This window comes from Dorea sp. D27 (assembly GCF_001185345.1).
In the GTDB taxonomy this organism is placed as follows: domain Bacteria; phylum Bacillota; class Clostridia; order Lachnospirales; family Lachnospiraceae; genus Extibacter.
The window spans coordinates 502343-514454 of record NZ_KQ236743.1 but is presented as its reverse complement, the minus strand read 5'-3'; the positions used below and the strand labels follow the sequence as shown (position 1 = coordinate 514454).

11 protein-coding genes and 1 other annotated feature are annotated in these 12112 nt (G+C 48.6%); of the genes, 1 reads left to right on the top strand and 10 read right to left on the bottom strand.

Annotated elements, in window-relative coordinates; all coding sequences use genetic code 11:
- Nucleotides 1-71: 71 nt before the first annotated feature.
- The 7 genes from HMPREF0980_RS02435 to HMPREF0980_RS02405 form a co-directional block, all read right to left on the bottom strand.
- Entirely contained in the window at nt 72-557 is a 486-nt protein-coding gene (locus HMPREF0980_RS02435; RefSeq protein WP_049727545.1) for a cytidylate kinase-like family protein, read from the bottom strand.
- Between the two features lie 83 nt (nt 558-640).
- Entirely contained in the window at nt 641-1243 is a 603-nt protein-coding gene (locus HMPREF0980_RS02430; protein WP_049727544.1) for a DUF3841 domain-containing protein, read from the bottom strand.
- Nucleotides 1244-1305: 62 nt separating this feature from the next.
- A complete protein-coding gene (locus HMPREF0980_RS02425; RefSeq protein WP_049728298.1) occupies nt 1306-2181 on the bottom strand; it encodes a DUF5688 family protein in 876 nt (291 codons plus the stop codon).
- Nucleotides 2182-2431: 250 nt separating this feature from the next.
- Entirely contained in the window at nt 2432-2989 is a 558-nt protein-coding gene (gene efp / locus HMPREF0980_RS02420; protein ID WP_049727543.1) for an elongation factor P, read from the bottom strand.
- A 94-nt stretch (nt 2990-3083) separates the two neighbouring features.
- Complete coding sequence (locus tag HMPREF0980_RS02415; RefSeq protein WP_049727542.1) at nt 3084-3584, bottom strand: YqeG family HAD IIIA-type phosphatase; 501 nt, start codon at nt 3582-3584, stop codon at nt 3084-3086.
- Entirely contained in the window at nt 3584-4369 is a 786-nt protein-coding gene (locus HMPREF0980_RS02410; RefSeq protein ID WP_049727541.1) for a shikimate kinase, read from the bottom strand. The genes HMPREF0980_RS02415 and HMPREF0980_RS02410 overlap by 1 nt, the downstream gene beginning before the upstream one ends.
- An 87-nt stretch (nt 4370-4456) precedes the next feature.
- Entirely contained in the window at nt 4457-5347 is an 891-nt protein-coding gene (locus tag HMPREF0980_RS02405) for a LysR family transcriptional regulator (protein ID WP_049727540.1), read from the bottom strand.
- Between the two features lie 160 nt (nt 5348-5507).
- On the opposite strand from HMPREF0980_RS02405, the gene HMPREF0980_RS02400 reads away from it, so the two are divergent.
- Nucleotides 5508-7508: an oxidoreductase gene (locus tag HMPREF0980_RS02400; protein WP_049727539.1), complete on the top strand. Its 2001-nt coding sequence runs from the start codon at nt 5508-5510 to the stop codon at nt 7506-7508.
- Nucleotides 7509-7588: 80 nt separating this feature from the next.
- Here the strand turns inward: HMPREF0980_RS02400 and thrS are convergent, their stop codons facing one another.
- From thrS to HMPREF0980_RS02385, 3 genes are all read right to left on the bottom strand, one after another.
- Nucleotides 7589-9340: a threonine--tRNA ligase gene (thrS, locus tag HMPREF0980_RS02395; RefSeq protein WP_049727538.1), complete on the bottom strand. Its 1752-nt coding sequence runs from the start codon at nt 9338-9340 to the stop codon at nt 7589-7591.
- A gap of 118 nt (nt 9341-9458) precedes the next feature.
- Nucleotides 9459-9680, bottom strand: a binding site (T-box leader).
- Nucleotides 9681-9766: 86 nt separating this feature from the next.
- On the bottom strand, nt 9767-10435 hold the full coding sequence (locus HMPREF0980_RS02390; protein ID WP_049727537.1) for a peptidoglycan recognition protein family protein: 669 nt from the start codon (nt 10433-10435) through the stop codon (nt 9767-9769).
- An 83-nt stretch (nt 10436-10518) separates the two neighbouring features.
- Nucleotides 10519-11547: an aldose epimerase family protein gene (locus HMPREF0980_RS02385; protein WP_049727536.1), complete on the bottom strand. Its 1029-nt coding sequence runs from the start codon at nt 11545-11547 to the stop codon at nt 10519-10521.
- Nucleotides 11548-12112 lie beyond the last annotated feature (565 nt).

Genomic DNA, 12112 nt, shown 5'->3' with positions numbered 1-12112 from the left:
TGAAATTGCCTTTGTAATATTATCACATTTCTCAAATAATGTAAAGAAGATATCTTCGACAAAATAAAAGTTTATATGTACTCCATCTTCTCAAAGTAGCGCATAAGTATATCCGCGCAGTTCTCTACTCCCAAATCGGATGTATTCAGTATCATATGGTAATTGTTGACGTCTCCCCACGCCTTGCCAGTATGTTCATGATAGTACGTAGCCCGTTCTTCGTCTGTCCTCTCCACCTTCTCTTCTGCTTCCTCGTAGGAGATGCCGTCCTTCTCCATAATCCGCTGTACCCGGTCCTCTTTGTCAGCGCACACGTAGACATTGAACACATTCTTCCTGTCCTTCAATATCTCCGAAGCACACCGCCCAAGGATGATGCATGGCTTCTCTGCAAGCTCCTTTATCACTTCCACTTCAGATTCATAGATATTCTTATACAGTTCCTGTTCCACGTTGACCTTGTCATATACGGGTACCTCAAGCCTCTTGGAAAGTTCCTGCGCGATGATGCTTGCGCCCGTACCGTAACGCCGGCTCATAGTTATTACCAGTTTCATACCGATTCCTCCTTAGCAGTGCAGATTGTGAACAGTTCTATTATAGCACTTTGCCGGCAAAAAAGGTATCCTTTTTTGTTCGCTTAATACTTAAGCCCTTCCAGGTCGTCCCCGGGATATACGATTTTCTGTACATATTCTTCTCTGATTTCCCATAGGTTGCCGCATACGTTGAATATAGTCCATCTGTCAATCTCAAAGACGCGCTGCCAGCTGTCTCTGATGCGCCGCTCTTCCTCAGGATACATGCCTTTATACCGCCCATCGAAGAATTCAAACCCGCTGGAGATGCCAAGCCCCTCCAGATGTTCCTTATATGCAGCCCTGTCGCGGTCGTCTTTCGGAAGATAGATCCGGTTCAGCACGTAGTCCCACTTTCCCTCGTCAAAATATATCACCTTTTCCTCCGGTACTTCCAGCACATATACGACCGTCCCGTCAATCGGCTTCAGGCAGTTCTGTGCACTGATCGAACACCAGATCGGCGCCTTGACGTCCTCCGGCTTAGGCACCCTCTTTGCCGCTTCTTCTGTAAACCAGTCATAGCTTTCCAGAAACAACGGCGCGATATCTCCGAAGTGCATCTCCACATATATTCTCTGATTGATGATGCGTCCCTGCCTCTTTAGCGGCAGCAGCGTCTTTTCATTTTGTCTCGTATACAGCCTGACCGTATCCTGTCCCATTCCACCACCCTCCTTTGTATCATTTTAACACCCGGTGCACGTGATGGAAAGGGACATCTTCATTACTCCTGTAATTTTTTCAGCTTCCGGTCGTAATAATATGCATTATCCGACAGCACATCCTCTTCTTCTACCTCGGCCGCGTTTATTTCTGCCACCATCGCTGACAGCTCTTCCCTGCCCGGGGCTTCGCTTTCCGGTATGATTATCACTTCATGGACGCTGCTCGGCAGCACGTAATAGTTCTCTTTAAGGCAGCTTCCGATATACGCAAGCACGCCGTCATACAGGACTGCAGCCGCGCCAAAGCTCCTTATCGTATTGCTCAGTACGTACATGACATCCTTTCCTGTATCCTCTTTGCTTCCCGTCAGCTCTGCTATCACTTCTTTCATCGTCCTGAACTCGTAGGGAAGAAGCCGTTCTGTGTTGCGGCATGCCTGACGGTATATCTCCTCTTCCGTTACGTTCCAAAGCATCAGATGCTCATTCTTGACCATCATAGCAGCCGTGCCATAGGCATTTGCTTCTAGCAGGACATAAAACACGGCTGCCATATCAAGATACGGTACATATGGGGTATCTGACAGCATAGTTTCATTCTTTTCCTTGTTGACGAGGTGATATACGATTTTCTCTTTTACCTTCACATAGTCTGATATGGTATCCTTTTCCCATGAACGGCTGAATCTTACCTCGTCATACAGCCTCAAGATATCCTTGGCGGCATCCTCTACCGAGCCTCCTGACCGGAACTGCTCATAGTACTCTTCCAGATAGATGGCAGGCGATATGTTGATACCACGTTTCGTCAGCCTTATCCCTTTCCTTTCCCTTCCATTATTCTTGACTGCCGTGTGAATGCATACGGCAATATCATCATCGGTTTCCTCGTTCACTTTTCTTTCCACGGCCTGCACAAACTGATCGTAAGTCATATTACTCCTTTCTTCGTGCAGCAGTATCTTATTGGCTTTATTCTGAATATCCGGCAGAAACTGCCTGAATCCGGCCGTATACATGAATCGGCATGAATATAGATGTCATCTGGACAGGCTGTGCGATACAGCCCTGAAATATTATGGTATATCAATTATAAAAAAGCCCTGCATAAAATGCAAGGCTTTTCTTGTCTTAATAACGATAATCTTGTCATGCCGCCCGGCAGGGCCGGCAGCTGAAGCATGGCTATACCCGTGACAGATATTCTCCTGTACGTGTATCGATTTTCAGCTTGTCTCCCTGTTCCACGAACAGAGGTACCATAACCTGAGCCCCTGTCTCGACGATAGCCGGTTTCGTAGCCCCCTGAGCCGTATCGCCTTTGAATCCAGGCTCTGTCTCAATAATGTCAAGCTCAACCGTAATCGGAGGCTCTATTGAAAATACGCTTCCCTGGTAAGAGATAACTTTTACGTTATCATTCTCTTTTACGAACTTCAGAGAATCACCGACCGTCTCTGCATTGACTGCAATCTGGTCGTATGTCTCCACATCCATAAAATAGAATAAATCGCTGTCTGAATAGAGGTACTGCATCTCTTTCCTGTCGATGTGTGCCTGCTCAAACTTTTCTGTCGGACGGAATGTCTTCTCGACCACACCGCCGTTGATGATATTTTTCATCTTTGTACGTACGAAGGCAGCTCCTTTTCCTGGCTTTACATGCTGAAACTCCAGAATCTGGTAGATATTCCCCTCAATCTCTACGGTCAAGCCGTTCTTAAAATCACCTGCTGATACCATGAATAATCCTCCTTAAAAGGTGCTCCGATTGCACCTGACGTTCTTTCTCACTTTTCTAATTCTATAATACATTCTGCGTTTTTTCAACCTTTTTTTACCTGTTCAGGCTCTTCTTATAAAAGTGCAGCACTATTTTCTCCAGATATCGCTTCAGTACGATCTGAATCTCCTCTTTCGGGTGTATCGGCTTCACGAGTATATTCGGAATCCCCGCCCTCTTTGCTCCCCAGACATCGGTGAACAGCTGGTCGCCGATAAAGACCGTATTATCCGCTTTCGTCCCCATTATCTCCATAGCTTTCATGTAGTTTTTCGTGGACGGCTTATGTGCATTATATACATAATCCACCTGGATATTCTTATTGAACATCTTGACCCTTGGCTCCTGGTTGTTAGAGATGAGGCAGCAGCCAAAGCCGATACGCTTAAGTTTCGCGAACAGTTCTTCTGCCCGCTCGTCTGCCGGAGCGCCATGGGGGACAAGTGTATTATCGATGTCGAAGATAAGTCCTTTGACACCTTCACTGTACAGTTTTTCAAAGTCTATGACATAGGTAGATGCCACATATCGGTCCGGAAAAAATCTATTAAACATTATTTATCTTCCATTTCTGTAACGCGCTGTACAAGCTCTTCACATATCTGAAGCACGTTCTTATTGTCGGTATTGATTACAATGTCAGCAGCCGCCTCATATTTTTCACGGCGCTGCTCCATCAGTTCTGATATCCCTTCCACGTTCTTGCGCCCGTTAAGCACCGGCCTGTCATCGCTGTCTTTCACGCGCTCGTATATCGTCTCAGGGCTGGCCGTCAATAGTACGACCCTGCCGTTCTTCTTCATCTCGGCTACATTGCGCTCTCTAAGAGCGGCTCCGCCTCCACAGGAGATTACGGTATTCTTTCTCGACTGCATTTCTATCAACAGGTTTGTCTCCAGATTTCTGAAGTATTCTTCCCCGTATGTAGCGAATATATCCGGAATGCTCATTTCTTCCCTGTCTGCAATCACCTGATCCATCTCTATAATCTCCATTGCAAACATCGTACTCAGATAATCGGAAACCGTCGTCTTGCCTGCCCCCATAAATCCGATGAGCACGATATTGTAGTCAAACAGCTTCCTTGCCTGGATTCTCTTGCTGTTCTTCAGTATGCAGCGGAACACGTCATATATTTCATCTTTATACTTGCTGTCAGCCAGCTTTTCTTCCAGTCGCTGCTTCTGCTTCGCTTCCTGCTGAGGCTGCAGGATAGGCATTCCATACTTTTCTTTGTATGCCATGATTTTCTCAATGACCGCATTCCGCTCTACGAGTGCGTCGATGAGCTTATCATCACACAATGCCAGCTGCTCTCTGTACATCTCTAAATCATTCATATTATTTTTTCTCTCCTGTTTTATACTAATCCGTTTTCACACCGATATATTATATCAATTTTCCCGGTACAGCGCAACAATTATACTTTATTTTTTCAGGCTGTAATAGTCTTTTACGTATTCCGCAAACAGCCTGGCGATAGGGGCCTGGTACTTGTTTTTCAGCGTCACCATATAGATGAACCTCCGGTAGTCAAGGTTCTCTATCTCCAGGAAGGAGGCCTTCATGCTGCGCACCGTAGCCGCATCCGGCACGATACAGACGCCGAACCCTCTCGCCACAAGCCCGACCATGGCACTGTCCTCGTCCACGGTATAGACGATATCCGGCTTCATTCCGTAATCTCTGAATATCTGGCTGATGACGCCGCGCAGGCCGCTCCCTTTATTGAAGAATATCTGAGGGTATGAGGCAATCTCCTCAAAGCTTGCTTTCTTCCTGCCTGCCAGCGGATGTCCCGGCGGTACGGCCGCAACGAGCTTTTCCTGCGACACAGGGGTGAATTCCAGCTCTTTTTCCCCCGATGCCATCGAGCAGAAACCGATGTCATACTTTTCTTCTTTTACGCCCTGTACGATTTCCTTCGTGATACCATTACTGAAGCCAAAGTCTACCTTCTTGTCCCTGTTTGACTCCAGAAAGCCGGATACTATCTCAGGGATGAACTCACTACCCTGCGTATATATGTAACCGATGTCGACTTTTCCGCTCTTTTCACTCGTCATGGCCTTCGTCTTCTTGATTCCTGCATCCAGTATATCGAGCGCCTCTTCGGCGTATTCCATAAAAAGCCTCCCGTATTTGGTAAGGGCTACATTCCTGCCTTGTCGTTCAAACAGGCTTGTACCGAGTTCGAGTTCCAGAGATGATATGGCGTGGCTCAGGCTGGGCTGCGTAATTGACAGCTTTTGGGCAGCATTTGTATAGTGCTCCATATGTGCAAGTGTAACAAAGTAGTGCAATTGATTCAAATTCATGTTCTGCCTCCTTTGTCTATTTTTTACAATCATATCACAATTCATAGAACATATCTATTAAACAATACAAAAACATGAATTTGTTTTATCTTTAACAATATCTTATAATCCAACTATAGAACAGTGACGAACGATAGTTTAAACAATGGAGGATGTTAAGATGAAAAATAATTTTAAGCACTTGTTTTCCCCACTCTCTATCAGAGGGATGACGATGAAAAACCGCGTTGTCATGATGCCCATGGGCAGCAACCTGGCGGAACATGACGGTAACTTGAGCGATGAACACATCAGATATTATGAGCTTCGGGCAAAGGGTGGTACAGGGCTTATCCTTGTGGAAAATATCTGTGTAAAATATCCGGAAGGTTCCAACGGAACGACACAGCTGCGCATAGACAAAGACTGCTATATCCCCCGGCTTTTCAAACTGACGGAAGCCTGTCACAGACACGGCGCATGTATGGGGATTCAGCTCAACCATGCAGGTGCTTCCGCCATGTCAGCCCGCACGGGCGTGCAGCCTGTCTCCGCTTCCGTCCTGCCATCCAAACAAGGCGGCGAATGCCCCAGGCCGCTGTCCAGGGAAGAGCTAGAAAGCATCGCCGCAGACTACGGTGCCGCCGCAAGGCGGGCGGTCAACGCGGGATTTGACCTGGTAGAAATCCATGCAGGGCACTCCTACCTGATCAGCCAGTTCCTTTCGCCAACGATGAACGACAGGACAGACGAGTTCGGGGGCTGTGCCAGGAACCGCGCCCGCTTCTGCCGGATGGTCATAGATGAGGTCCGCTCTGCTGCCGGGCCACATGTTCCTGTCTCTCTGCGGCTCAGCGTGGATGAACTCGTGGAGGGTGGCAATACGATCGATGACTGCCTTGAATATTTGGAATTCCTGAATGACGGCGTAGATCTCTTTGACACCTCAGCTGCGCTGAATCCGTCCATCCAGTACCAGATTGATGCCAACTACCTGGTGGATGGCTGGCGCTCCTACATGGCCAGGGCGGTCCGTGAAAAGTTCCACAAGCCGACCATCGCTATCGGCAACATCCGGAGCCCGCAGGTTGCGGAAGACATACTGGTTAGGGGAGATGCAGACCTTATCGGAATCGGGCGCGGCCTTATCGCGGACCCTGACTGGTGCAGCAAGGCAAGGCAGGGCGACACAGGCAGTATCCGTAAATGCATTTCCTGCAATGTGGGCTGCGTCGGCAACCGCATCGGCGGCAACCGGCCGCTGCGCTGTACGATTAATCCCGATGTGACCGGAGGCGAAGCTTATAAGAGACAGAAAGTAAGAAGACCTTGCAACGTAGTCGTCGCCGGTGCGGGAACCGCCGGGCTGGAGGCTGCCTGTACCGCGGCTGAGACAGGCTGTAACGTAACGCTTCTGGAAAGGCAGGACCACATAGGCGGGCTCTCCGTGGAAATCTCTAAGATTCCCGCCAAAAAGCGGCTTGCCGACTTCCCTGACTATCTTGAGCACCGCGCGGCAGGACTTGATAACCTGACCGTCAAAACCGGGGTGGACGCCTCTGCCGATATTATCAGGTCCTTCCAGCCTGACCTCGTTGTAAACGCTACCGGCTCCGTACCGCTTCTTCCTCCAATTGACGGCCTGCATGAGAGTCTTGCGGACAAGCAATCGGATGTGTACTCGATTTTGGATCTTATCCACAATATCGACAGTTATCCGGAAGACATGTCCGGCAGGAGCGTCATCGTAATCGGAGGCGGAGCCGTCGGGCTTGACGTAGTAGAATTCTTCGCCCCCCGCGGCGCAGACACGACCATCATAGAGATGATGCCTGCTATCGGCAGCGGCCTGGACGCCTCCTCTGCCTCTTCCATGAAAGAGTGCATAGAGAAGCATAATGTGACGCAGCTCGTAAACACCGCACTTAAGAAAGTCAATCCCCACTCCTTCATCGTGGAGCGAGACGGCAGAGAGGAAGAGCTTCCGTTCGACTACGGTTTCGTCTGCCTCGGCATGAAAGCCCACGCCCCCATCTGGGAATCGCTCACCAGAGCCTTTGAAGATGAGGATACGGCACTTCTCAACATCGGCGACTCTGTCCGTGCCAGAAGAATCATCGACGGAACTGACGCTGGCAGGCATATGGTTCTCAACACACTGGAACAGCTCGGATACTTATAAAGCGAATCAGGGACAGGTTAAAAGGAAATGGGGACGGGGTTTTTTGAAAAAAACCCCGTCCCCATTTCCTTTTTTATTTTTTATTTATCTTCCAGCACTTTATCTGCAAATGCCTTCAGCTCCATACTTCCGATATCTCCCTCGTCGCGCTTTCTGACGGATACGACATTCTCGGCAACCTCTTTCTCTCCCACAATTACCATGTAAGGTACTTTCTGCATCTGTGCCTCTCGAATCTTATAGCCGAGCTTCTCGCTTCTGCTGTCGAGTTCTACACGGATTCCGGCTTCCTTCAGCTCGTCCGTCACCTTCTGTGCATAGTCGGCAAACTTGTCGGATACCGGCAGGACCTTCACCTGTACCGGCGCCAGCCATGTCGGGAACTTGCCCGCGTAATGCTCGATAAGGATACCGATAAAACGTTCAATGGAACCGAAAGCAACCCGGTGTATCATAATCGGCCTGTGCTTTTCACCGTCGGCGCCTGTATACTCAAGCTCAAACCTCTGCGGCATCTGGAAGTCAAGCTGAATCGTTCCGCACTGCCATGTCCGTCCGATAGAATCTTCCAGATGGAAGTCGATCTTAGGGCCGTAGAATGCGCCATCGCCTTCATTAACCACATAATCTACCCCAAGCTCTTCCAGAGCCCCTCTTAAGCCTTCTGTTGCCATCTCCCAGTCTGCATCGCTCCCCATGCTGTTTTCTGGTCTCGTAGACAGTTCCACATGGTATTTGAATCCAAATTTGGAGTACACTTCGTCAATCAGCCTTGCCACCCCTTTGATCTCATCCCTTATCTGATCTTCAGTCATAAAGATATGAGCATCATCCTGGGTGAAACAGCGCACACGCATGAGACCGTGAAGCTGTCCTGACTTCTCGTGGCGGTGTACGAGTCCGAGCTCACCCACCCGCATCGGAAGGTCTTTATAAGATCGTGGCTCTACTTTGTATACGAGCATCCCACCCGGACAGTTCATCGGTTTCACCGCATAATCCTCGTCATCGATGACTGTCGTGTACATATTATCTTTATAGTGGTCCCAATGCCCTGAATTCTCCCACAGGTGTCTGGATAAGATAATAGGTGTAGAGATTTCCACATATCCTTCTCTCAGATGCAGCTGTCTCCAGTAATCAATAAGCAGGTTCTTGAGCACCATCCCCTTTGGCAGGAAAAATGGAAAGCCGGGGCCTTCATCCATAATAGCAAACAGCCCCAATTCTTTTCCTAGTTTTCTGTGGTCACGCAGCCGCGCTTCTTCCATCCTCTTCAGGTATGCATCCAGCTCGTCCGCTTTCGGGAAAGATGTCCCATAGATTCTTGTGAGCATCTGTTTGTTCTCATCTCCGTGCCAGTAAGCCCCTGCCACGCTCTGGAGCTTGAACGCTTTGATGACGCTCGTGTTAGACACGTGAGGGCCTGCACAAAAGTCCACAAACTCTCCCTGCCGGTAAAGGCTGATTTCTTCCTCGTCCGGAAGATCCTGAATCATCTCTGTCTTATACGTCTCTCCTCTTTCTTCCATCAGCTTCAGTGCTTCTTCACGGCTTACGACACTTCTCTCAAGCGGTAGGGATTCCTTGACGATCCTGCGCATCTCCTTCTCTACCTCAGCCAGATGTTCTGTCGTAAATGGAAAGCTGAATTCAAAATCATAATAATAGCCGTCTTTGATGGCCGGCCCGATTGCCAGCTTCGTATCCGGGTACAGACGCTTTACGGCCTGAGCCAGGATATGGGATGTCGTGTGGCGGAACGCCTCCTGTCCCACTTCATCTGCAAATGCCAGATCCTGCACGGATCCGTCTCTCATACTTACTTTCATCTTGTTATGCTCCTTTCACCTTATTGTTTATTTTGCTTTAGGAAATAAATTTGCTTTGGGCAGTGAAATTTCCTCTAACATAAGAAAAGCACCCAAAACAGACTGCCTACGCTGTCCGTTTAAGGGTGCATCTGATTGCTGCACGGTTCCACCTTAACTTTTCACTTCAGACTCTCACAAATCCTATCCCTTAACGCAGGAATACGGCAATGCTTACTGTCGGTTCAGCATCACAGCTCAGGAATGGTTTTCATCTGCCTTCTGCCATAAAAAACTTCCACCAATTGTTTTTCTCTCTGTACGGCTCCGATAGATTACTCTTTTCCGTCTCTGCTTTTCTCATGTTAATCGCTGTATACCAGCTACCTCTCATTATATCAACACATAATAAAAAGTCAACGCATTTTCCTATTATTTTTTGATTCTTTATTTTTCGATAGCTGCCTGCACATCTGCCCGGAACTGCTTCCACGCATCTTCATTTTCCACGAAATATTTCGGGCAGTTCTTCTCCGTTACATCATAGTGCCGAATGACATTCTCGCTGTCCAGGTCAAACTTCATGCAAAGCCACGCACAGAGCCGGACCATGGACTTATACGTCTCATCATTGAACTTCCCTGTCTCATCCGGATGGCAGCACTCGATAGACACCGTATCATTGTTCCTGCTGTTAGAAGCATAGGCAACTTCCCACGTCGGAACACACTGGACAATCTCACCTTCCAGGCCTACGATAAAATTACTGCTTGCCTTCGTCTCATGGCTGTCCTTGAGCCCTTCAAAATAGTTCCGGTTATCCATGGCGGTTGCACCAGGATTGGCTGTATAATGCACGACGATTCCTTTAATCTTGTCCGTCTTCGTCCCCGGCCTTGAGTAGGGGTTCTCCGTGAGCAGCTCCACATCCAGGTCCGGCCGGGAAGCGTCGATATCGCTGCCCTTGAGCTCTATGTAATCATCTGTAAACCAGGCCGGCTTTACAATCCTGAGTATCCCCACCAGCACAATAAGCACGGCAAGCACGAGTATTCCGAGCCGTACATTACGCTGGATCATCCTCCTGCGCCTTGCTTCCGCTATCCTTCTGTCCATAATATCTCTCCATTCATCCTATATCATTCTATCACAAGAAGGAGAAATATTTTATGAAAAAATACTTATAATTTTCTGAATCTTTAAAACTCAAATACGTAAGATGTGTCAGAAACCGCCTTTTCTTTAGCCTTTACTATCGGGCTTACAAAATTGTCCTTATTCACCGCATCGGGAAAATACTGCGTCTCAAAACAAATGCCCTGGTGCTTCTCATAAAGCGCCCCTTCTTTCCCACGTTCATGAGCAAGAAAATTACCGCTGTACACCTGCATCCCCGGCATATCCGTATATATGTACATGCTGATGCCGCTCTCTTCACATGAAAAGCCGCCCACTTTCCGGAAACCGCCGCCATTCAACACCCAGTTGTGGTCATAGCCTCCGGCAAAATTCAAGGCTTCATAATCTGCCTGTATGTCCCGGCCAACCGGTTTTCCGGTACGAAAATCCATAGGCGTTCCAGCCACATCCACTATCTCACCGGTGGGGATGGACTCCCTGTCCGCACGTGTATAGGCATCTGCTTCCAGCCACAGCTTCTGTTCCAGCACATCTCCCGAGTCGTGTCCATTCAGATTAAAATAGCTGTGGTTTGTCATGTTTACGAGCGTATCCGCTTCCGCTTCCGCCTCATAGTGAATCATTAGTCCGTTCCCGTCATCCAGGCTGTATGTTACCGTTATATCCAGGCTGCCAGGATAGCCCTGGTCTCCATCCGGGCTGAACAGATGAAATACGGCATGCCTCTCATCCGCCTCTTCTACTTCCCACTGACGATGGTTATATATATCAGGACCACTGTGCAGGTTATTGCCATTGTCATTTTGTACAAGTATGTATGTCTGATTATTCAGCGAAAACCGCGCCCCGCCAATACGGTTGGCGACTCTCCCTACTGTCGCCCCGAACGACTGTCCTCCTGCTTCATAGTCACGGGCACAGTCATAACCAAGCACCACGTCTCTGACCCTGCCATCTTGCCCCGGCACATTTACCGATACGACAGTGGCGCCGTAGTCGCTTACGCAAACCGTCATGCCGTTAACATTCCTCAGTTCATATAACCTCGTTTTTTCTCCCTTTTCCGTAATACCAAAATCCCGTACCATAGCAAAAACCTCCTGTCACTTTCTTACCATAATGATACCGTTCTTTACGTCCTATGTCCAGCATTGCCGTATCGCAAATGTAGGTTTAGTGAAGCAGGGCGCCGCTGGGAAGGCAGGGGGCATATGCTGCGATGCGTCCGGGACTGCGACTATCACACAGATTCCTAAGCCTGTGGAATGTTCGCCGATAGCGGCTCTCATCCCACAAGCTAAGGAATCTGGTGAGGATTCTCCGTCCCTTCCGCTTATACCTTCGCATCTGCCCCCTGCCTCCCCAGCGGCTATCTACTTTACTGGCACGGGCGGGGTCGGCTGTGTGACAATACTGGAGGCCGGAAAGAATTTGGCTTGTGTGGCTATATGAATAAAAGATGCGTCAAGTTGAAACCCTTGGCGAAATGGAATTATAATGAGGAAGAGCCGGTATCAGGTACAGGGCTGTTATGTGAGATAACATCCCTTGCCTGACTCCGGCTCTTCCAGCAGCAACGGCGTGTACGCCTCGCTGCAAACGTTTAACTACGATAATATACAACGTTTTAAACTGTATGTGCTGTATACACTA